The organism is Azotobacter beijerinckii, assembly GCF_900110885.1.
GTDB classification, from domain to species: Bacteria; Pseudomonadota; Gammaproteobacteria; order Pseudomonadales; family Pseudomonadaceae; genus Azotobacter; species Azotobacter beijerinckii.
In genome coordinates this window covers 87,512-109,293 of sequence record NZ_FOFJ01000004.1, presented here as the reverse complement: position 1 = coordinate 109,293, position 21,782 = coordinate 87,512, and the positions used below count along the sequence as shown (strand labels likewise).

General features: G+C 66.7%; 19 protein-coding genes and 2 pseudogenes. 15 read left to right on the top strand and 6 right to left on the bottom strand.

The window, feature by feature from the left end; translation table 11 throughout:
• Nucleotides 1-164: 164 nt before the first annotated feature.
• The 6 genes from BMY22_RS03360 (at nt 165) to BMY22_RS03335 (ending at nt 8,477) form a co-directional block, all read left to right on the top strand.
• Entirely contained in the window at nt 165-1,655 is a 1,491-nt protein-coding gene (locus tag BMY22_RS03360) for an MBOAT family O-acyltransferase (protein ID WP_090619568.1), read from the top strand.
• A 12-nt stretch (nt 1,656-1,667) separates the two neighbouring features.
• On the top strand, nt 1,668-2,834 hold the full coding sequence (locus BMY22_RS03355) for an alginate O-acetyltransferase (RefSeq protein WP_090619566.1): 1,167 nt from the start codon (nt 1,668-1,670) through the stop codon (nt 2,832-2,834).
• 31 nt (nt 2,835-2,865) lie between these two features.
• Nucleotides 2,866-3,510 (top strand): alginate O-acetyltransferase AlgF, encoded by a 645-nt coding sequence (locus tag BMY22_RS03350; RefSeq protein WP_090619565.1) that lies wholly within the window; start codon nt 2,866-2,868, stop codon nt 3,508-3,510.
• 94 nt (nt 3,511-3,604) lie between these two features.
• Entirely contained in the window at nt 3,605-5,050 is a 1,446-nt protein-coding gene (locus BMY22_RS03345) for a mannose-1-phosphate guanylyltransferase/mannose-6-phosphate isomerase (protein ID WP_090619563.1), read from the top strand.
• A gap of 184 nt (nt 5,051-5,234) precedes the next feature.
• Nucleotides 5,235-5,699 carry a multidrug transporter gene (locus BMY22_RS03340; protein WP_090619561.1) on the top strand — a complete coding sequence of 155 codons (465 nt, stop codon included), beginning with the start codon at nt 5,235-5,237 and terminating at the stop codon, nt 5,697-5,699.
• 156 nt (nt 5,700-5,855) lie between these two features.
• Nucleotides 5,856-8,477: a DEAD/DEAH box helicase gene (locus BMY22_RS03335; protein WP_090619559.1), complete on the top strand. Its 2,622-nt coding sequence runs from the start codon at nt 5,856-5,858 to the stop codon at nt 8,475-8,477.
• Nucleotides 8,478-8,557: 80 nt separating this feature from the next.
• On the opposite strand, the gene BMY22_RS03330 is transcribed toward BMY22_RS03335, so the two are convergent.
• Nucleotides 8,558-9,049 (bottom strand): phosphate-starvation-inducible protein PsiE, encoded by a 492-nt coding sequence (locus BMY22_RS03330; RefSeq protein WP_090619557.1) that lies wholly within the window; start codon nt 9,047-9,049, stop codon nt 8,558-8,560.
• A gap of 290 nt (nt 9,050-9,339) precedes the next feature.
• Between BMY22_RS03330 and BMY22_RS03325 the strand changes: the two genes are divergently transcribed.
• From BMY22_RS03325 to BMY22_RS03310, 4 genes are all read left to right on the top strand, one after another.
• The gene (locus tag BMY22_RS03325) at nt 9,340-9,543 is read left to right on the top strand and encodes a DUF3509 domain-containing protein (RefSeq protein ID WP_090619556.1); all 204 of its coding nucleotides are present in this window, start codon (nt 9,340-9,342) and stop codon (nt 9,541-9,543) included.
• Between the two features lie 221 nt (nt 9,544-9,764).
• On the top strand, nt 9,765-10,730 hold the full coding sequence (locus tag BMY22_RS03320) for a tripartite tricarboxylate transporter substrate binding protein (protein ID WP_090619554.1): 966 nt from the start codon (nt 9,765-9,767) through the stop codon (nt 10,728-10,730).
• A 1-nt stretch (nt 10,731) separates the two neighbouring features.
• A complete protein-coding gene (locus BMY22_RS03315) occupies nt 10,732-11,226 on the top strand; it encodes a tripartite tricarboxylate transporter TctB family protein (RefSeq protein ID WP_090619553.1) in 495 nt (164 codons plus the stop codon).
• Between the two features lie 21 nt (nt 11,227-11,247).
• A complete protein-coding gene (locus BMY22_RS03310; protein WP_425265958.1) occupies nt 11,248-12,759 on the top strand; it encodes a tripartite tricarboxylate transporter permease in 1,512 nt (503 codons plus the stop codon).
• Nucleotides 12,760-12,794: 35 nt separating this feature from the next.
• On the opposite strand, the gene BMY22_RS03305 is transcribed toward BMY22_RS03310, so the two are convergent.
• From BMY22_RS03305 to BMY22_RS03290, 4 genes are all read right to left on the bottom strand, one after another.
• A complete protein-coding gene (locus BMY22_RS03305) occupies nt 12,795-13,898 on the bottom strand; it encodes a dihydrolipoamide acetyltransferase family protein (protein ID WP_090619551.1) in 1,104 nt (367 codons plus the stop codon).
• 18 nt (nt 13,899-13,916) lie between these two features.
• Nucleotides 13,917-14,903: an alpha-ketoacid dehydrogenase subunit beta gene (locus tag BMY22_RS03300; protein ID WP_090619550.1), complete on the bottom strand. Its 987-nt coding sequence runs from the start codon at nt 14,901-14,903 to the stop codon at nt 13,917-13,919.
• A complete protein-coding gene (gene pdhA, locus BMY22_RS03295) occupies nt 14,896-15,984 on the bottom strand; it encodes a pyruvate dehydrogenase (acetyl-transferring) E1 component subunit alpha (protein ID WP_090619548.1) in 1,089 nt (362 codons plus the stop codon). The genes BMY22_RS03300 and pdhA overlap by 8 nt, the downstream gene beginning before the upstream one ends.
• Nucleotides 15,985-16,158: 174 nt before the next feature.
• Nucleotides 16,159-17,178 (bottom strand): Glu/Leu/Phe/Val dehydrogenase family protein, encoded by a 1,020-nt coding sequence (locus BMY22_RS03290; protein WP_090619546.1) that lies wholly within the window; start codon nt 17,176-17,178, stop codon nt 16,159-16,161.
• 123 nt (nt 17,179-17,301) lie between these two features.
• On the opposite strand from BMY22_RS03290, the gene BMY22_RS03285 reads away from it, so the two are divergent.
• Nucleotides 17,302-18,105: a SirB1 family protein gene (locus BMY22_RS03285; RefSeq protein ID WP_090619545.1), complete on the top strand. Its 804-nt coding sequence runs from the start codon at nt 17,302-17,304 to the stop codon at nt 18,103-18,105.
• A 92-nt stretch (nt 18,106-18,197) separates the two neighbouring features.
• On the opposite strand, the gene BMY22_RS03280 is transcribed toward BMY22_RS03285, so the two are convergent.
• Nucleotides 18,198-18,956, bottom strand: coding sequence for a carbonic anhydrase (locus tag BMY22_RS03280; protein WP_090619543.1), 759 nt, complete (start codon nt 18,954-18,956; stop codon nt 18,198-18,200).
• Nucleotides 18,957-19,329: 373 nt separating this feature from the next.
• On the opposite strand from BMY22_RS03280, the gene BMY22_RS03275 reads away from it, so the two are divergent.
• The 4 genes and pseudogenes from BMY22_RS03275 to BMY22_RS25345 all read left to right on the top strand — a co-directional run.
• Complete coding sequence (locus BMY22_RS03275; protein WP_090619541.1) at nt 19,330-20,325, top strand: ribonuclease T2; 996 nt, start codon at nt 19,330-19,332, stop codon at nt 20,323-20,325.
• A 104-nt stretch (nt 20,326-20,429) separates the two neighbouring features.
• Nucleotides 20,430-21,365 carry a LysR family transcriptional regulator gene (locus BMY22_RS03270; protein ID WP_090619540.1) on the top strand — a complete coding sequence of 312 codons (936 nt, stop codon included), beginning with the start codon at nt 20,430-20,432 and terminating at the stop codon, nt 21,363-21,365.
• A 9-nt stretch (nt 21,366-21,374) separates the two neighbouring features.
• Nucleotides 21,375-21,605 (top strand): annotated as a pseudogene (locus tag BMY22_RS03265) (hypothetical protein); the annotation flags it as partial.
• Nucleotides 21,603-21,719 (top strand): annotated as a pseudogene (locus BMY22_RS25345) (IS110 family transposase); the annotation flags it as partial. The pseudogenes BMY22_RS03265 and BMY22_RS25345, both read left to right, overlap by 3 nt.
• Between the last annotated feature and the right edge of the window lie 63 nt (nt 21,720-21,782).

The window sequence follows — 21,782 nt, the reverse complement described above, 5'->3', positions numbered from 1 at the left end:
AGTCCGTCCGTCGCCGGCCGCCGAGCCCCTTCCGGGGCCGGGCGGGACAGCCCCGAACTGCGCGAGAGACGCAGCCGGGCATGGACATCTTCGGGGACTCCCGGGGGAGAGGCCGGGCTCATAGAGGAGCCTGAACAATTGGCGCTACACGCGAGACACGGGTAATGGTTTTTTCATCCAACGTCTTCTTGTTTTTATTCCTGCCGGCGTTCCTCGGGCTGTACTACCTGAGCCCGGCGCGCTACCGCAACCTGCTGTTGCTGACCGCCAGCTATATCTTCTATGCTTGGTGGCGCATCGACTTCCTCGGCTTGTTCGCCGCCGTCACCGTCTTCAACTACTGGATCGGCCTGCGCATCGGCGCCGCCGGCGTGCGCAGCAAGACCGGCCGGCACTGGCTGATCCTCGGCGTGGTGGTCGACCTCGGCACGCTCGGCTACTTCAAGTACGCCAACTTCGGCGTGGACAGCCTGAACGCGCTCCTCGCCTCGTTCGGCCTGGAACCCTTCGTGGTCACCCACATCCTGCTGCCGATCGGCATCTCGTTCTACGTCTTCGAGTCGATCAGCTACATCATCGACGTGTACCGCGGCGACACCCCGGCGACCCGCAACCTGATCGACTTCGCCGCCTTCGTGGCGATCTTCCCGCACCTGATCGCCGGCCCGGTGCTGCGCTTTCGCGACCTGGTCGACCAGTTCAACCACCGCACCCACACCCTGGACAAGTTCGCCGAAGGCTGCACGCGCTTCATGCAGGGTTTCGTCAAGAAGGTGTTCATCGCCGACACCCTGGCGCCGCTCGCCGACCACTGCTTCGCCCTCAGCGACCCGACCACCGGCGACGCCTGGCTCGGCGCGCTGGCCTACACCGCGCAGCTGTACTTCGACTTCTCCGGCTACAGCGACATGGCCATCGGCCTCGGCCTGATGATGGGCTTCCGCTTCATGGAGAACTTCAACCAGCCCTACGTCAGCCAGTCGATCACCGAGTTCTGGCGCCGCTGGCACATCAGCCTCTCCACCTGGCTGCGCGACTACCTGTACATCAGCCTGGGCGGCAACCGCGGCAGCACCTTCCAGACCTACCGCAACCTGGTCCTGACCATGCTGCTCGGCGGCCTGTGGCACGGCGCCAACTGGACCTTCATCCTCTGGGGCGCTTGGCACGGCACCTGGCTGGCGATCGAACGCGCGCTGCGCATCGACGCCGCGCCGAAGAGCATCCGTCCGCTGCGCTGGGCCTTCGCCTTCCTGCTGGTGGTACTCGGCTGGGTGATCTTCCGCGCCGAGAACCTCGACGTGGCCTGGCGCATGTACGCCGCCATGTTCGGCTTCGGCGACTGGAGCCTGTCCGACCTGAACCGCGCGCAACTGACCAGCCTGCAGATCGCCACCCTGCTGCTCGCCTACCTGGTGATGGCGGTGTTCGGCATCCGCCAGTTCCATGCCCAGCCGCTCAGCGGTGCGCCCAAGGCCCAGGCCGACGACCAGGGCATCGCCCCGGCCGCGAGCGGCACCCTGACCCTGGCGCCGTCGGCGGCCATCGATCTGCCGATGCTGGCGACCCGCGTCGCGTTGCTCCTGCTGTTCGCCGCCTCGGTGCTGAAGCTCTCGGCGCAGAGCTTCTCGCCCTTCCTCTACTTCCAGTTCTGAAGAGGGATCGCCATGCACAGAACCTCCAACCTGCTCTACGCCGGCACCTTCACCGGCACCCTGCTGGCCCTCAGCCTGTGGTCGCTCAAGGGCGCCTCGGACTTCTCCGCCGCCGTCGACACCCCGGTGCTCAACGGCAAGCTGGCCCTGGCCTTCGAGAAGCACTACGACGAGCACTTCCCGATCAAGAAGCTCGGCACCAACCTCTGGGCCGCATTGGACTTCAGCCTGTTCGGCGAAGGCCGCCCCGGCGTGGTGGTCGGCGCCAACGACTGGCTGTACAGCGACGAGGAGTTCAAGCCGGTCGCCGACGCCCTGCACAACACCCAGGACAACCAGGCGCTGATCCAGGGCGTGCGCGAAACCCTGGCGCGGCACGGCGTGCAACTGGTGATGGCGATCCTGCCGGCCAAGGCGCGCCTGTACCCGGAGTACTTCGGCGAGCGCCGTCCCGCCCCGCTCCACGAGCAGCTCTACCAGAACTTCCGCCGCGCCGTGGCCGATGCCGGCATCCAGGCGCCGGACCTGCTCGGCCCGCTGCACCAGGCCAAGGCCGCGGGGCCGGTATTTTTGCGCACCGACACCCACTGGACGCCCTACGGCGCCCAGGTGGTCGCCGGTCAGCTGGCCACGGCGATCAGGCCGAGCGGCCTGCTCCCCGAGCCCGGCAGCCTCTACGTCACCGAAAGCGTGCCGGGCGGGCCGCACAAGGGCGACCTGACCAACTTCCTGCCGCTCGATCCGCTGTTCGAGGAGCTGCTGCCGCCGCCGGACCAGCTGACCAAATACAGCACCCGCGCCCGGGAGGAGAACGGCGCCGGCGCGAACGACCTGTTCGTCGAAACCCAGGTGCCGGTGGCCCTGGTCGGCACCAGCTACAGCGCCGACGAGCGCTGGAACTTCGCCGGCGCACTGCGCCAGGCGCTCGGCAGCGACCTGGTGAACTTCGCCGAGGACGGCCGCGGGCCGATCCTGCCGATGCTCAAGTTCCTGCAGAGCGACGATTTCAAGAACGCCCCGCCGCGCCTGGTGATCTGGGAGTTTCCCGAACGCTACCTGCCGATGGCCTACGACCTGAGCGAATTCGACGCCGAGTGGGTCGCCCAGCTCAAGGCCGCCGGACGCCAGGACAAGCACCTGGCCGACAACACCGCCACCTCGCAAGGGGCGCGCCACTGAGCGCCCGCCCCCTCATCAAGGAGTACATGAGATGACCCGACTGCACCGCAAACACCGCCTCGCCCTCGGCCTGAGCCTGCTGCTCGGCCTCGCCGACACCTATGCCCAGGCCGGGGACGGCGCGCTCTACGAGGCGGTCGCGCCCAAGGGCTCGACCTTCGTGCGCTTCTACAACGCCGGCAACCAGGAAGCCAGCGCCAGCGTCGGCAGCGTCTCGCTGGAGGACGTCTCGCCGCAGGCCAGCAGCGCCTTCGAATACCTGCCAGCCGGCCAGTACAGCGCCCGCATCGGCGCCCAGAGCCTGCCGGTGAACCTCGCGGCCGAGCACTACTACACCCTGGTGACCCAGGCCGGCGGCGCCCCGCTGCTGGTCGAGGAGCCGGCCTTCAAGAGCAAGCAGAAGGCCCTGCTGCGGGTGCAGAACCTCTCGGACAAGCCGCTGACCCTGAAGACCGCCGACGGCAAGACCGAAGTGGTCAAGAGCGTAGAGCCCAAGGGCCGCGGCGACCGCGAGATCAACCCGGTGAAAGCCAACCTGGCGCTGTTCGACGGCGAGCGCAAGGTCGCCGACCTCAAGCCGATCAGCCTCGCCCGCGGCGAAACCGTTTGCCTGTATGTGACGGGTTCGGCGAACCAGATCAACCCTGTCTGGGTCAAACCCCCGGTGAAAGAGTGAGCGGTCTGTCGCCCACTACCTGCAAGACCAGTGCGGAATACCTGCAGGGAAACAGCAAGAACGGCAACACCCCATCTTCGAAGGAGAGCAAAGTATGATTCCGGTGATCTTGTCAGGCGGTAGCGGCTCGCGTCTCTGGCCCCTTTCCCGCAAGCAGTACCCCAAGCAGTTCCTCGCCCTGACCAGCGAGCGGACCCTCTTCCAGCAGACCCTGCAGCGCCTGGCCTTCGAAGGCATGCAAACCCCCATCGTGGTGTGCAACCAGGAGCACCGCTTCATCGTCAAGGAGCAGCTCGAGGCCGTCGGCCTGCACGTCCAGGGGCTGGTGCTCGAGCCCTTCGGCCGCAACACCGCGCCGGCCGTCGCCCTGACCGCCATGAAGCTGCTCGCCGAGGGCCGCGACGAACTGCTGCTGGTGCTCCCGGCCGACCATGTGCTGGCCGACCAGCCGGCCTTCGAGCAGGCCATCAAGGTCGCCGCCCAGGCCGCGGAAATGGGTGAGCTGGTGCTGTTCGGCATCCCCGCCCACCGCCCGGAAACCGGCTACGGCTACATCAAGTGCGACCTCGCCGTGCAGGGCGTCCTGCCCGAGGGCGTCAGCCGCGTCCTGCAGTTCGTCGAGAAGCCGGACCTCGCCCGCGCCCAGGCATTCGTCGAGTCCGGCAACTACTTCTGGAACAGCGGGGTCTTCCTGTTCCGCGCCAGCCGCTTCCTCGAGGAACTCAAGGAGCACGATCCGGACATCTACGACAACTGCCTGCTGACCCTGGAGCGCAGCGAGCGGCACGACGAGGAGCTGAAGGTCGATCCGGCCAGCTTCGCCTGCTGCCCGGACAACTCCATCGACTACGCGGTGATGGAGAAGACCCGCCAGGCCGCCGCCGTACCGCTGAGCGCCGGCTGGAGCGACGTCGGCTGCTGGGCCTCGATCTGGGAAGTGCACGACAAGGACGAGAACGGCAACGTCACCAAGGGCGACGTGATCCTCCACGACACCCACAACAGCCTGGTACACGGCAACGGCAAGCTGGTCACCGTGATCGGCCTGGACAACGTGGTGGTGGTGGAGACCAAGGACGCCACCATGGTGGTCCACAAGGACCGCGTGCAGGACGTCAAGAAGCTGGTCAAGACCCTCGACGAGCAGGAGCGCCCGGAAACCCAGAACCATTGCCTGGTCTATCGCCCCTGGGGTGCCTACGACTCGGTGGACATGGGCAGCCGCTTCCAGGTCAAGCGCATCACCGTCAAGCCCGGCGCCAGCCTCTCGCTGCAGAAGCACCACCACCGCGCCGAACACTGGATCGTGGTGTCCGGCACCGCCCAGGTGACCTGCGACGAGAAGACCTTCGTGCTCACCGAGAACCAGTCCACCTACATCCCGGTCGCCGCCGTGCACCGCCTGGCCAACCCCGGCAAGATCCCGCTGGAGATCATCGAGGTGCAGTCCGGCAGCTACCTGGGCGAGGACGACATCGAGCGCCTCGAGGACGTCTACGGCCGCACCGAGACCGTGCAGAACCGTTCCGTCGCCGGCTGACCGCCGCCTCGTCCGAACGGCCTCCCGGCCGTCCGGACCGCCCCCCTCCGCCGGGCAACCCGGCGGGAGGCAGGGCTCCGGCAAAGGCCTTCCCCGCCGTGGCCGGGCGGGCGGATTCCCCCGTAGAATGCCCGCAGCATCCCGCTCCGAGGCCGCCCATGTCTCCTCTTCGCGTCGCGCGCCCATGCTGATCGGCGCCCTACTCTTCCTCACCTGGCTGGTCCTGCTGCTGCGCTACCCCGGCAAAGCCCTGCCGGTTTCCCTGGCCGCCGTGCTCGGCGTCGCGCTGATCGCCACCGCGGTGTTCTGGCAGGAGCACGACACGGAATGGCACCTCGCCCGGCTGGAACTCCGGCTGCACCACGCCCCCGCCGACTGTCCCGCCGACCGGCCGCTGGCGGCGCAGCTGCACAACGGCAGCGACCGGCCCCTGCTGGAACTGCGCTGGCGGGTCGCCGCCTACGCCCCCGGGGACAGCGTCGACCTGGCCGAGGACCGCTACGACCGACCGCACTACGTCGCCCCCGGCGCACTTCCGCCGGGCGGCGACTGGCACGCCTGCCTGCCGCTGCCGCCGCTGCGCCACGGCTACCGGGCGCAGACCGTGGAATTCCGCGCCGAAGGTCTGGACGGCCGCTTCGCCGAGTGAGGCGCCGGCCCGCTCTGGCCACGTCCGTCCGGGCACCGGCCACCGAGGCTGTCCAACGCGCCCTGCTGTGAGAGAATCGGCGGTTTCCATCCATTTGCCGACGCCCATGCCTACTAATTTCCCTCCCTTTCAGCATCCGCCGCGGCGGAATCGCTGATGCAGCCCGACCTCCTTCGGCTGCGCCCGGAAGACTGGCGGGACCAGTTCGATATCGGCACCCTGCAGCGCGGCCAGGACTATGCCTCGCAGGGACGCTGCACCCTGCTGCAGACCACCCCGGACGAAGTCGACGCCACCTGCCTGGGCTCGGCGATCCGCCGCTACCGGCAGAGCATCCAGCTGCGCCCGCACGCCGGCAGCTGGCGCATCGAGGGCCGCTGCAGTTGCCCGGTGGGGCACAACTGCAAGCATGTGGTAGCAGCCCTGCTCATCCTCCAGCGGCAGTCGCCCCCCCTCGCCGAGCCCAGGGCACCGCTGCCCGAGCGACGGATCGACGACCTCGAGCCCGTCCCCCAGCTGATCCTCGGCAGCCACGTGCGCCTGCACTACGACGCCCGCAAGGGGCGCATGGTGGAACAGACCCAGCACCGCGCCGCGCTGGCCTTCCGCTACGGCGAACACCTCGCCTTCGGCAAGCCGGCGAAGGACCTGCTGGTGCCCGGCGCCACGGAAATCCTGCGCATCCGCCGCCATCCCGAGAGCGAGGCGCGCCATCGCCAGACCCTCGTCGCCCAGGGCCTGCACACCGCCCTGCGCAAGAGCGAGGCGCTGCCGGAAAGCGCCGGCGAACTCCTCGAACTGGCCGACGACGATGCCTGGCTGCACTGGGTGCGCCACGCGCTGCCGCGCCTGCGCGCGCTGGGCTGGCGCATCGAGATGCGCCCGGACTTCCACTACAACCTGCTGGACATCGACGACTGGTACCTGCAGCTGGAAGCCGCTCCCGAACAGGACTGGTTCGACCTTGAAATGGGCATCGAGGTGCAGGGCCAGCGCCTCAGCCTGCTGCCGATCCTCCTCCACGCGATCCGCCACAGCCCCTGGCTGCTGACCCCGGAAGCCCTGGCGCGACGCGCCGACGACGAACTGCTGCTGGTCCCGCTGCCCCGCGGCCAGAGCGCCAGCCAGCGCATCGCCCTGCCCTTCGGCCGCCTCCGGCCGCTGCTGGCCAATCTCGGCGAGCTGTTCTTCCATGCCTCCGGCGAGACCCCGCAGCGCCTGCGCCTGGCGCGACCCGACGCCGCCCGGCTGGCCGCCCTGGAGGAGCAAGTGCCGCTGCACTGGCAGGGCGGCGAGACGCTGCGCGACTTCGCCCGCCGCCTGCGCGACCTGCCGCAACAGGAGGTGCGCCCGCCCGCCGGACTCCAGGCCGAGCTGCGCCCCTACCAGCTGCAGGGGCTGGCCTGGCTGCAGACGCTCCGCGAGCTGGGGGTCGGCGGGGTGCTGGCCGACGACATGGGCCTGGGCAAGACCCTGCAAACCCTGGCGCACCTTCTCCTGGAGAAGGAAGCCGGGCGCCTGACCGCACCGGCGCTGATCGTCATGCCCACCAGCCTGATCCCCAACTGGCAGGACGAGGCCGCGCGCTTCGCTCCCGGGCTGCGCGTGCTGGCCCTGCACGGCTCCCAGCGCAGCGCCCTGTTCGAGGAGATGGGCCGCGCCGACCTGCTGCTGACCAGCTACGCCCTGCTCTCCCGCGACCTCAAGGCCCTGGCTCGCCAGCCCTTCCACCTGCTGATCCTCGACGAGGCGCAGAACATCAAGAACCCGCGCAGCAAGGCCGCCCAGGCCGCGCGGGAACTGAACGCCCGGCACCGCCTGTGCCTGACCGGAACCCCGATGGAAAACCACCTGGGCGAACTCTGGTCGCTGTTCCACCTGCTGATGCCCGGCTGGCTGGGCGACCAGCAGGCCTTCAAGCAGGAATACCGCATCCCCATCGAGAAGCACGGCGATCTCGCCCGCCTGGCCCATCTCAAGGCGCGGGTGCGGCCCTTCCTGCTGCGCCGGACCAAGGAGCAGGTGGCCCCCGAACTGCCGCCCAAGAGCGAGATCACCCAGTACCTGGAACTGACCGAGGCGCAGCGCGACCGCTACGAGGCCCTGCGCCTGGCGATGGACCGCAAGATCCGCGCGGAGATCCAGCGCCAGGGCCTGGCGCGCAGCCAGCTGCTGATCCTCGAGGCCCTGCTGCGGCTGCGCCAGGTGTGCTGCGACCTGCGCCTGCTCGACGACGAGGCGGCGGCCACCGGCAAAGCCGCCGACTCCGCCAAGCTCAACGCGCTGCTGCCGATGCTCGAGGAACTCTTCGCCGAAGGCCGGCGCGTGCTGCTGTTCTCCCAGTTCACCGGCATGCTCGAGCTGATCGCCGCGGAGCTTCGCGCCCGCAAGATTCCCTACGCCCAGCTGACCGGCAGCACCCGCGACCGGCGCACGCCGGTCGAGGAGTTCCAGTCCGGCCGACTGCCGGTGTTCCTGATCAGCCTGAAGGCCGGCGGCGCCGGGCTGAACCTGACCGCCGCCGACACCGTGATCCACTTCGACCCCTGGTGGAACCCGGCCGCCGAGGCCCAGGCCAGCGACCGCGCCTACCGCATCGGCCAGGACAAGCCGGTGTTCGTCTACCGGCTGATCGCCCGCGGCAGCGTCGAGGAGAAGATCCAGCAGTTGCAGAAGGCCAAGGCCGAGCTGGCCCGCGGCCTGCTGGAGGGCGCCGTCGTGGGCGACTGGCGGATGGACGAGGAGGATATCGCCGCGCTGTTCGCGCCGCTGGCGTGAAGGGCTACGGCGCAGCCGGGCCCTGAGGGTTCGTGCATCCCTGCACGGCCGCCCCCGCCGCGCGGACGGGAGCGCCCCGGTCAGGCATTCTCGCCCTGGGGCTTCTCCGACACCTGGATGCGCCGCCGCGCCGGGCCGTCCGCCTGCTCGGCCGGGAAGCGCGAGGACGCGTAACGCACCACCAGGTTCGCCACGGCCAGCAGCAGGATCGCTCCGGAGACGATGAGCTCCCCCCAGCCGGGGGTGTGGCTGTGGGAAATGTCGCCGATCATCAGCCGGGTCAGCGCGGTGATCGCCACATAGATCAGGAAGCGGATCGGCATGTGGTTGGTCTTGAAGTAGATCCCCACCATGGCGCCGAGTTCGAGGTAGATGAACAGCAGGAGAATGTCGTCGACGGTGACATGGCCCTTGTCCAGCATGCCGGCGAACGCCTGGAGCGCCGCCCAGCTCGTCGCTCCGCCGATCGCGAACAGCGCCAGGTAGTGGAACGCCTCCACCAGCAGATTGCCCAGCGACTCGGCCTGCCCGTGCATGCGCTGGCGCAGGCTTTCTGCCCACTCGGTCTTCAATAGATAGTCCAGCCTTTTAGTCCAATCGGTCTTCAATTCACAGCCCTCGCGTGAGCGTCCGCCGGTGCTGGCCCGGTGGACGATCTGGAATTTAATGCAGAAAAAGACCGGACATCCGGGGATGTCCGCCGGGCCATTATCAACGGCCCGGAAGCGAAACGCACCCGGCACATGTTTCACCTGACGTCGCACCGCTCCCCGCCCGAAGCTGGGATAGAACGGCCGGGCGCGCTTGCCGGGACAACGCCGGTCCCTTCGTCCATCGATCCAGCGCACGGGAAGTACGATCCATGGACAGCCCCTTCCAGACCCTCAGCGAAGTGTTCCGCGCGGAATACACGGTGAACTTCAGCGTGGAGCGGCCCGGCGGCGGCATTCTGATGACCCTCGCCAACGACGCGGGGATCGCTCTCCGCCAGTTCATCGCCGCCGAGCAGTGGCGGGGACCCGGTCATGCCCAGAACATTTATCCAGAGCCGCTGATAAAGCGGTAGCAGAACGGAGACAGTGATCAGTAGATGGTTGAACTGTCGCCGTCGAGCGACATGCCTTCGAGCCTCATGGGGCCGAGGCCGGCCCCCCCCACGCGCTGATCTACGCTTATCCACGGACGCACGCTCAATGAATGGTGTCCCACCCTTGGTCAACACTCAACGGGAATGGATGATAAATATTCACTCGGCATCAATAATTCATTGATATCCGGAGACAACTCATGTTCGTCTCGCTCCGTCGATTCAGTACCTTGACTACAGCTGCCATCACCGCAGCCGCACTCGCAACATCAGCCTTTGCGCTGGACACCGTCAAATTCATGGTCCCCGGCCCAACCGGTGGCGGTTATGACCAGACCGCACGCATATTGGGCAAAGCCTTGATCGAGGCCACGGTGGCAAAAGCAGTCACATTTGAGAACAAGGGAGGCGCAGGAGGAACGCTCGGGTTGGCGCAATTTGCCAACAGCACCAAGGGCGACCCGAATGCCCTGCTCATCGTCGGCGCTGTCATGGTCGGTGCCGTGGTACAGAACAAGCCGCAAATCACCTTGGAGAAGGTGACGCCGATCGCACGACTTTTCAGCGAATACAACGTGATTGCCGTACGCAACGCGTCTACCCACAAAACGCTGGACGACTTGCTGGTCGAGTTCAAAGCCAATCCGTCCAACGTCAAATGGGGCGGTGGATCCAAGGGTTCGGTAGATCACATCGGAGTCGCCGAGTTGGCGGGCAAGCTGAATATTCCAATCGACAAGGTGAACTACATCGCCTTCGGCGGAGGGGGCGAAGCGGTCGCGGCGACCTTGGGAGGCCACATCACGGCGATCACCGGCGACTATGCCGAGCTTTCGAAATACATCGAATCCGGTCAGTTCCGTGTACTCGCCGTCGGCTCGCCCACCCGCATTGCCGGTGTCGATGCACCAACACTCAAAGAGCAGGGATTGGACATGACCATTGGCAATTGGCGCGGCGTCTATGGCGCAGCCAACCTCACGCCTGCGCAACGTCAGGAAGTAACCGACGCTGTCCTGGCTGCCACCAACACACAAGTGTGGAAAGAAAATCTTCAAGCCAATGCATGGTCACCCAGCTTTATTAGTGGGGATGACTTTGCCAAATTTGTTGACGATGAGCACTCTCGACTGCGCGATATGCTGGTCAAGGTTGGTCTGCTCTGATATGAGCCATCCTCGAAAAGTATTGCCGGCACAGTTGGCTGTAGGCGCAAGCCTCATCTTCATAAGTGCCCTATTGGCGTTCGGAGCATCCCGTTTTCCTGCGGAGAAGGGGTTCGCCATCTTGGGTGCTCACGTCTATCCCTACGCCGTAGCAGTGTTCCTGGGGATCGTAGGTGTGTTGATAAGCCTTCAGGCCGTCGCCGGTGGCCCCCGAAATCCTGCATACGACAGCGACAAAATGACCAAGGCTCTGCCCGGCGGCAAGACTGGAGCGTCCTGGGTTACCGCAGGTCTTGTGATCGCCGCCTTGCTCATTACTCATATCGGATTCGTATTGGCTGCAGCGCTGCTGTTTGCCTGCTCGGCACATGGGTTCGGTAGTCGCCGTCCGGCACGAGACCTTGCTATCGGCATCGCTCTGGCATTACCGGTCTACTGGCTTTTTACCACCGGGCTTGGAGTTTCCCTTCCGCCTCTTGTCAACGCCTGGATTTGACCCGGGCCCAAGGAGGTAAGCATGTTGGAAATTTTCTCAAGCTTGACAACAGGCTTTGCCGCCGCGCTTGCGCCGATCAATTTGATATGTGGGTTCATCGGATGCCTGCTTGGCACCGCGATCGGTGTCTTGCCGGGTATTGGACCGGCGCTGACAATTGCCTTACTGCTGCCAATTACGGCCAAGGTCGATCCCACAAGCGCCCTGATCATGTTCGCCGGCATCTATTACGGCGCTCAGTTTGGAGGCTCCACAACCTCCATCCTGCTCAATACCCCAGGGGAGTCGTCCTCCATGGTCACAGCCTTGGAAGGCAACTCAATGGCACGCAACGGACGGGCAGGCCCCGCCTTGGCAACGGCAGCCATTGGTTCATTCGTTGCCGGAACGATCGCTACGGTCTTGCTGACCTTTTTCGCCCCCATTGTTGCCAACGTAGCCCTGAAATTCGGCCCCGCGGAGTATTTCGCAGTTCTGGTGCTTGCCTTCACGACAGTGTCTGCGGTAATCGGATCTTCCATGCTGCGGGGCCTCGCCTCACTGGGTCTTGGACTGACCATCGGCTTGATCGGCCTAGACTCCCTCTCGGGCGTTGCTCGATACACATTGGGGATACCCGAGTTGATTGATGGCATCGAGGTCGTACTCGTTGCCGTCGGGTTATTTGCAGTCGGTGAAGCCTTGCACGGCGTGCTCTACCAAAGGGAAGAAACGGGCAGTCACTATCGTTTGTCTTCTTTATGGATGACGCGTTCCGACTGGAAGCGATCGATTCCAGCCTGGCTACGGGGAACGCTCATCGGCTTTCCGTTCGGATCGATTCCGGCAGGTGGCGCTGAAATTCCGACCTTCTTGTCCTATTCGGTCGAACGCAAACTCAGCAAGTATCCGAAAGAATTCGCGGCTAACAAAGGCGAGGGTGCCATCGAGGGCGTTGCCGGTCCCGAGGCAGCCAACAACGCGAGCGCAACGGGCTCCCTGGTTCCGCTGCTGACACTGGGCATACCAACCTCCGCTACCGCAGCAATTCTGTTGGCCGTGTTCCAGAACTACAACCTACAGCCGGGTCCGCTGCTCTTCCAAACTTCGGGAGAGCTGGTCTGGGCTCTGGTTGCATCTCTGTACATTGGCAACACAATCCTTCTCATCCTGAACCTTCCCCTGGTGGGCCTCTGGGTCAAGCTTCTCCGGATTCCCCGCCCCTACCTGAATGCCGGAATTCTGGTGTTCGCCACCATCGGCGTGTACTGCATGCGCCAGTCTTCCTTCGACCTCCTGCTCATGCTGGCGATCGGCTGGCTCGGGGTATTGATGCGCCGCCTCGATTTCCCCATCGCCCCCGTGATCGTGGGCATGCTGCTGGGTCCCATGGCCGAGAAGCAGCTGCGCAACGCCCTGTCCATCAGCCAGGGAGACTGGCTCGTGTTCGTGACGCAGCCAATTTCTGCCGTGCTCCTCGCGCTGACGCTGCTGATCCTGATCGTCCCTCCCCTACTCCATGCCCGCGGTATCCGCCTGCAGGAGCAGGACTGATCGCCATCGCCGGGCAGAGCGGCATCAAGCCGAAGTCACGGCTGCTCCAGCGCCGCGACCAGCGCCTTGAGGAAGCGCGCCGCCTCGCCGCCGGTGACCGCGCGGTGGTCGAAGGTCAAGGACAGCGGCAGCACCGGATGCACCACCACCTCGCCGCGCACCGCCACCGGCTCGTCGCGGATCGCGCCGGCGCCGACGATGGCCACCTGCGGAGGCACCACCACGGGACTGGCATAGCGGCCGAACAGGGTGCCGTAGTTGGACAGGGTGAGGGTCGCGCCCATCATCTCCTGGGGCGGGATGGAGCGCGCCTGGACGTCGGCGCGCAGCCGCGCCATGCCCTCCTTCAGGTCCTCGGCGCTGCGCGCGCCGACGTTGCGCAGCACCGGCACGAAGAGGCCGTCCGGGGTATCCACGGCGATGCCCAGATCGAGCTGGGCGTGCTGGCGCAGCGACAGGCCCTTGCCGTCGAACCAGGCATTGAGCACCGGCTCCGCGGCGCAGGCGGCGGCGATCGCCATGGCCAGGCGCACCAGCGGGTCGCGGGCCTGCGCCCAGCGGTGCAGGTCGGCGTCGGCGAACAGGCTCACCGGCACCACCTCGGCATGGGCGCGGGCCATGTTGAGCGCCATGCTGCGCCGCACGCCGCGCAGCTTCTCGCCGCCGAAACGCTCGCGCGCCCCTTCCGCGGCGGCCTCGACGTCGGCGCGGGTGACCAGCCCGTCCGGGCCGGAGCCGCTCAGGCCGGCCAGCTCGACGCCCAGCTTCTGCGCCAGTTGGCGCACCGCCGGGGTCGCCCGCGGCGCCAGGTGTTCGCGGGTCGAGGGCGCGGCGCCGACGCAGAAGCTGTCCGCCTGGCCCTCGGCGCCGCCCTCCAGGCGGCCGACCACGGTGCCGGCATCGCCCTCCCCTTCGTAGCCGACCAAGGGCTCGCCGACGTGCAGCAGATCGCCCACCTGGCCGAAGATCTTCGCCACCACGCCGTCATGGGGCGCCGGGAGATCGACGATGGCCTTGGCGGTCTCCACCGAGACCAGCAGCTGATCGGCCTTCACGCTGTCGCCGGCCTTGACGTGCCACTCGACGATCTCGGCTTCCTGCAGGCCTTCGCCGAGATCGGGCAGTTTGAAATATTTCATGATCGTTCTCCTCTGGCCTCAGGCGTAGTCCAGCACCGTCTCGCAGGCGGCGAGGATGTCCTCGACGCCCGGCAGGTAGAGCTGCTCCAGACGGTACAGCGGCGGCGGGATGTCCGGGGCGGTGACCCGCTGGATCGGCGCCTGCAGGTCGAGCAGGACGCGCTCGTAGAGGCTGGCGGCGATCTCCGCGCCGACCGCGCAGCTCTTCGGCGCCTCGTGGACGATCACGCAGCGCCCGGTCTTGCGCACCGAGGCCGCCAGGGTGTCGAGGTCGAGCGGCTTGAGGCAGGCGACGTCGATCACCTCGGCGTCGATGCCGCGCTCGGCCAGGGCGCCCGCGGCCTGCAGGCTCTCGTGGACGCTAGCGCCCCAGCTGAGCAGGGTCAGGTCGCGGCCCTCGCGCAGGGTGAAACAGCTGTCCAGCGGCAGGCGCCGGCCGTCGTCGAGCAGGGGCTGCGGGTTCATCCGGTAGAGCCGGGTCGGTTCGAGGAAGACCACCGGGTCGGGGTCGTCGATGGCCGCCAGCAGCAGGCCGTAGGCGCGCGCCGGGGACGACGGCACCACCACGCGCAGGCCGGGAACGTGGGCGAACAACGCCTCGGTGCTCTCGCTGTGGTGCTCCGGCGCGCGAATGCCGGCGCCCATCGGCGTGCGCAGCACCATCGGGCAGCTCAGCCGACCGCGGGTGCGGTTGCGCAGGCGGCTGGCGTGGGACACCAGATGCTCCATGGCCGCATAGATGAAGCCCATGAACTGGATCTCGACCACCGGCCTGAGGCCCTGGGCGGCCATGCCCACCGCGAGGCCGGCGAGCATGGTCTCGGCCAGCGGCGTGTCGAGCACCCGCTTGAAGCCGAACGCCTCGCGCAGCCCGAGGGTGGCGCGAAACACCCCGCCGTTGACCCCCACGTCCTCGCCGAGCACCACCACGTTGTCGTCGTCGCGCATCGCCCGGTGCAGGGCCAGGTTGACCGCCTCCACCAGGGTGTATTTGCCGTTACTCATGATGTTCGCCTCCCTGGCGCCGGGCCAGCCGCTCCTCGAGCATCTCGCGCTGCTCGGCCAGGGCCGCCGGCCAGCGGGCGTAGACGTGCTCGAACACCGACCCCAGCGGCTGGACGCCGGCCGCCTCGAAGTTTTCCACGGCCCGCTGCACCTCGACCTGACAGTCGGCGAGCAGCGCCTGCTCGCGGCCCTCGTCCCACACCCCCTGGGCGACGAGGAAGGCCTGCAGGCGCTTGACCGGCTCCTCCTGCCAGGCCTGGCGGACCTCCTCGGCTGAGCGGTAGCGGGTCGCGTCGTCGGCGGTGGTATGGTCGCCCAGCCGGTAGCTCAGGCACTCCAGCAGCACCGGGCCCTTGCCGTGGCGGGCGCGCTCCAGGGCGTGGCGCAGGCGGTCGTGGACGGCGAGGATGTCGTTGCCGTCGACCTGCTCGCCGTGGATGCCGGCGCCGAGCGCCTTCTGCGCCAGGGTCGGCGCGCCGCACTGGATGCGCCGCGGCACCGAGATCGCCCACTGGTTGTTGTTGACCACGAAGACCACCGGCAGCTGCCAGGCGCCGGCGACGTTCAGCGCCTCGAGGAAGTCGCCCTTGCTGGTCGCGCCGTCGCCGCAGGTGGTGACGGCGACGCGGTGCTCGCCGCGGACCTTGAACGCGGTGGCCACGCCGCAGGCATGCAGGGCCTGGGTGGCGATCGGCACGCAGATCGGGAAGTCCTGGGCGGCGAGCGGCTCGACGAAGTCGCTGCCGCGCTCGTCGCCACCCCAGTAGAGGAGGATCTCCTCCATGCGCACCCCGCGCAGCAGCTGCACGGCGGTGTCGCGGTAATAGGGCACCAGCACGTCTTCGCGCTGCATCAGGCTACCCAGGGCCACGCCGATGGCCTCCTGGCCGAGGGTCGGCGCATAGGTGCCGATCCGTCCGGTGCGCTGCAGGGCTACCGCCTTCAGGTCGAACAGGCGGGTCAGCACCATTTGCCGGTAGAGCCGGGTGAGCAGGTTGAAGTCGTCGGCCCAGCCGGGCAGCTCGGCCACCGGACGACCGTCGGGCGCCAGGTAGCGGGTATAGGGAAGATCGAGAGACATTCTGAGCTCCTCGGCGCCTTGTGGGCGCGTCCGAACCCGCCGCTCGTGACGGCGGGCAATGCACGAAATGCATGTCGAGAATCAAGGCGTCGCGGGCGCTACAGCCCTCCCCCGCCCCGCCGCGCAGAAACGGCGAGGCCTGGCGCGGCGCAAGGCGCAGCGCCCCCCAGAACTCTAGCCGTAGATCAGCCGCTCCGCCTCCTCGTCGGCGATGCGCGCCGGCGAACGCCCCTCGTCCTGGGCACGCGCGTAGATGGCGCTCAGTCGCTGGCGAATGCCGCCCAGATGCGCGCCGATGCTCGCGTCGCTCTCGCCGCGATGGCGCAGCGCCACATAGATCAGCCCGCCGGCATTGATGACGTAGTCCGGCGCGTAGAGGATGCCGCGCATCTGCAGCAGGTCGGCGACCTCCGGGCAGGCCAGCTGGTTGTTCGCCGCGCCGGCCACCGCGGCGCAGCGCAGCGTGCCGACCGTCTCGCCGTCGAGAATCCCGCCCAGCCCGCAGGGCACCAGGATGTCGCAGGGCTCGCAGAGCAGCGCGGCACTGGCCACCGGGCGCACGCCCAGCTGTTCCACCGCCTGCTGCACGCGCCCCTGCTCCAGATCGCTGACCAACAGTTCGGCGCCGGCCGCGGCAAGCCGCTCGACCAGCGCATAGCCCACGTGGCCGAGCCCCTGCACGGCGATGCGCAGGCCCTCCAGCGACTCGCAGCCAAGGCGTGCCTGGGCCGTGGCACGGATGCCGGCGAACACCCCCTCGGCGGTGTGCGGCGAGGGATCGCCCTCGTCGGTGGTACTGGTGACGTGGCGGGTCTGCCGGGCGATGCAATCCATGTCGGCGCTCGAAGTGCCGCTGTCCACCGCGGTGATGTAGCGCCCGTTGAGGTCCTCGACGACCCGCCCGAAGGCCTCGAACAGCGCGCAGCGGTCGCCGATGTACGGCGGACGGATCAGCACCGCCTTGCCGCCGCCGAGTTCCAGCCCGGCCAGCGCGGCCTTGTAGCTCATCCCCTGGGCCAGGCGCATGGCATCGCGGACGGCGCTTTCGGTGTCGGGGTAGTCGAGGAAGCGGCAGCCGCCGAGCGCGGGGCCGAGGCGGGTGTTGTGGATGGCGACGATGGCTTCGAGGCCGGTGACGGGGTCCCGCGCCAGATGCAACGCCTCGAGCCGGGCGGCCTTCATCAGGGCGAACATGGCGATACTCCCTTGCTGATGTTCATCCTGAGTATAGGCGCGGCCCCCGGAATACCGCGGCCGGCGCGCTCTGGACGGATTGCTTCGCAGCGGCTAAAAACAGGACAACACTGGAGTGTGCCCATGAACTCGCGCCAAGCCTGCTTTGCCTGTCTGCAACGCGATCCGCCAGCCACCTTCGAGGCCGCCCTGTGGATCGCCACCGAGCACGATCCCGCCCTGCGCCCCGAGCTCGTCCTGCGCGAGGTCGGCGGACTGGCGCAGCAGGTCGCCGCCGCCCTGCCCGGCCTGCCGCTGCAGGAGCTGGGCCAGCCGCTGCTGCGCCAGCTGCACGACCTGGGTTTCCACGAAGAGGACCACCTGCCGCTGCGTCCGCCTGCGGCACTGCTCCACAAGGTGCTGCAACAGCGCCGTGGCCACCCGCTGGCGCTGGCGCTGATCGCCCTGGAAGTGGCCCGCTACCTGGAGATTCCCCTCTACGGCGTGGATTTTCCCGGACACTTCCTGCTGCGCATGGAAAGCGCCGACCACCTGCTCGATCCCGTCACCGGCCGCCGCCTGTATACCCGCGACTGTCGCGACCTGCTGGTCCGCCAGATCGGCGCACAGGTGGAACTCGAGGCCCGCCACCTGCAGCCCTGCGCCCCGCACAGCCTGCTGCAGCAGCTGTCGCGCCAGCTGCGCCAAACCCACCTGCAGGACGACGACCATCTGGCCGCCCTGAAGGACGCCGAACGGGTCCTGCTGCTCGGCCCGCCCAGCGTCGCCGACCATCTCGTCCGCGCCGACCTCTACCAGCGGCTCGAATGTCCCTTGGGCGAACGCTTCGACCTGCAGCGCGCCCTGCTGCTCTGCGACGACCCGGCCCAGCGCCTGCAACTGAGCCAGCGGCTGCGCCAGGTGGAAGTGGTGGCGGCGCTGCACTGAGCGGACGGGGGCCGGCCGTTTCCGGCCGCCGGGCTCGGGGACGACCGGAAGCCTCTGGGCGCGGACCGCCCCGGCCGTCCCCGTGCCCCAAATTACAGACGGGCTCCCACCGTGCGGCCGTTGAGCGGCTGCAGCGGACGGGCATTCATCGGATAGAGCTGCTTGAACGCCGCGATCTGCTCCGCCGAAACCTCCACGGGCTGCTTAAGCACATGCCAGCGGACCCCCTCGGTACAGGGCGGCGTGGTCAGCGAGCCGATGTAGTGGTAGTAATCCTGGTCCTCCGGCAGCAGATGGGCCGGATGGAAGTCCTCCGCCAGCTCGACCTTGCCGTGGATCTTTGCCGGCATGGCGGCGAACACCCGCTCGAGCGCCTCGTGTTTCTCGCCCTCCTTGAACAATACGGCCACCACTGCCAGCTCGCCGGCATCGCTGCGATGGACCATGTGGGCGACCAGCGGATAGTGCTCGCCGTTCAGCCGTTCCTCGCTGGGCGTATGGAAGTGGAACTGGTGCAACGTATAATTATCGTCGCCCAACTTGATATGCCCGGCGGAGTCGAAGTCGATCTGTACCGTGTGACCGTTGTTGGCCACCCTGGCGGGGCTTTCGGCATATTTGAAAGCGATGGCAGGCAACTCGCCACCGGCAACGGCGGTGTGCTGGATGTCGATGGGCGATTGGGCCTGGCCGCGCCTGCAGGTGGCGTAATCGGCGTGCAGGTTGCCCCAGTGTTCGGCGCCGGTATGCCCCTCGTACGTCCAGTCAGGCTTGTCCTGATGGCTTTCGGAGGCGACGGCGTTCGAGATGGCCAGTGCGAGCAGAACCGGCACGGCAATGACTTTCTTCATAGATGACCTTGTTGTTTTTTCGTAGTGATCTTGAGTGTTTGCAGCTTGTCGGGAACCGTCTCGAAGGCCGAAATACGCGCAGCCGAATACCGCCGCAATTTCTTGCGAAGTACCGACTCCGGCAACTTTCGTCGACAACTTTACGTAGTAAAACTACATAAGAAGATACCTGTCCCGACACGACCGGTAATAAAAGGAAATCTCTTCCACAAGCCGGCCTTGTTATAGTGGCACGATTATAGCATTGACTCTTTCAAAGGAAACATTTGAACAAACCTTGTAACATCTTGATATACCTACGCCTTTATCATCCATATATCCGCAAAACCCCCGTCGCAGACACACTCCTCAATTCCCCCGGCAATAAAACCCCATGAAAAAATTCGCACTGCCCCTGCTGCTCTGTCTCCTGACCGGCGCCACCTGGGCCAGCCAGCCCGCCTCCGGCACCTTCGTCGCCAGCCAACGCTGCGAGGCCTATCTGTCGTTTCGCAAGCAGACCAACCCCGGCCCGACGAAGGCCGAACCTGGCCGCGAATACCGGATTCGCGAGATCGACGAGCGGGATTACCATTGGCTGCGCATCGAGATGCCCGGCGTCGCCGAGCCGCTGCGCTGGGTGCCGGGAGACTGCGGTAGCGCCCGGGACATGGACCTGACCAAACCGGCCGCCCGCGAGACCCGGCAGTCATCCGCCGGGGTCTGCCAGACCCCGGGGCTGCAGGACAGCTACGTACTGGCCGTCACCTGGCAGCCGGGCTTCTGCGAATACAAGCTGGATAAAAGCAAGAGCAAGCAGAAGCCCGAATGCCGGGCCATGGACAGCGGCGAACTGAATATCGCCCACTTCACCCTGCACGGACTTTGGCCGAACAAGAAAGAGTGCGGAAAGAATTACGGCAATTGCGCCAAGTCCGATATTCAACTCAGCGAGGAAACGCTTTCCCTCGTCAAACCCTGGATGCCGAACTTCCAGTTCGAGAACAACTTCGGCAACTACGAATGGCAGAAACACGGTACCTGCCAGACCGAGATGGACGACGACGCCTATTTCCGCAAGGCGGTGACGGCGGTGCGGACCTTCAACGATTCGGAGGTCGGCCAGTACATCCGGGCGAACATCGGCAAGAGCGTCGAGCGCCGGGAACTGCTGGAAATCCTCAAGCGGACCCACCCGGATGCGCCCAACAGCTTCAGTTTCCTCTGCACCGACAACCGCCTCCACGAGATCCAGATCCGCCTGCCGGCGAACTTCCGGGAAGGCCCCAGCCTGGCCGGGCTGATCGGGCCGCAGCCGCCCAAGACGCACAGCGCCGCACCGGGCGAATGCAGCCAGGAGCGAATTCTCATCGAGAAGAGCGGACGCTGAACGGACGAAAAAATGCCCGTCAGGCGCCCGCGACCGATTTTCGCAGCAACAAGCTGGGCGGCTTTGCGCATAATTCAGTCTGTTTCCTGTCTCGGAGTAAAGTCATGGACATCCTGCAAGCCATGCGCGCCTTCGTGCGGGTAGTCGACAGCGGCAGCTTCACCGCCGCAGCGACCTCCCTGCAGCTTTCCAACGCCCAGGTATCGCGGCTGGTGTCCGATCTGGAGGCCAGCCTGCAGGCGCGCCTGCTGCACCGCACCACCCGCCGCCTGGCGGTGACCGAGGCCGGCGAGCGCTACCTGCAGCGCTGCCGGACGATCCTCGCCGAAGTGCACGACGCCGCCGTGGAGGCCAGCGGTGCGCACCTGACACCCCGCGGCCACCTGCGCGTGCACTCGATCACCAGCCTCGGCACCCTCCAGCTCGCGCCGCTGGTGGCCCGCTATACCGCGCGCTATCCCGAGGTCACCCTGGAGCTGACCCTCTCGCAGCGGGTGCCGGACCTGCTCGAGGAAGGCCACGACGTGGTCATCACCCTGTCCCGCGACCTGCCCGACTCGGAGCTGGTCGCGCAGCGCCTGGGCGACCTGTACAGCGTGGTCTGCGCCGCACCGGAGTACCTCGAACGGCACGGCATCCCGAAACTGCCCCAGGATCTGCACGCACATCGCTGCCTGCGCTCGGTCGACCCGCTGTTCTCCGACCGCTGGGTGTTCCAGGATGGCGACACGGAATTGATCGTGCGTCCCGGCGACCACTTCCAGGTCAACGTCGCCGAAGCCATGGCCCAGGCCGCGGCGGCCGGCATGGGCATCTGCCTGCTGCCCAGCTTCGTCGCCGCCAAGGCCCTGCGCCAGGGCATCCTGAAGCGCCTGCTGCCACAGTTCCGGCTGCACCAGCGCAGCATCTACGCGCTCTATCCCTCGCGCAGCTTCCTCGACGCCAAGACCCGCACGTGGATCGAACTGCTCAAGGAGGAACTGCCCAAGGCCTTCGCCCAGGACCAGGAAATCCTCGACGATGCGACCTACTGGGCCTAGAGCAATGAAATGGACTCCCTCTTCTTACCGCGTCAGCGCGCCAGACTGAAGTTGCAAAAAACAGCAGTCATCGAATTAGGCATCGCTTTGGCGAAGCAGGTATTTCAGCCTCATGGCGTCGACAGCCACGAGTAGGTGGTCTGCCGCAAACAGCTCAAGCGTTCGCAAGTGCTGGGCTTCTTTCGTCGACTCAAGCCCTGCACGGTGGCGATGGAGGCATGTGGCAGTGCCCATTACTGGCTGGACTTGGTTCCTCGCCAGCACTCCAGCTGGCGGCAAGGAGTGCTTGGGATCGATCACAAGCGAGGCGATATCTACCTGCGCACCCTACTGATCCATGGTGCTCCAGCATTGCCGGGACAAGGCAGATAGGCGCAGTCAGTGTTATCAACCGGGATGATCGGCAGGCCAGGACGC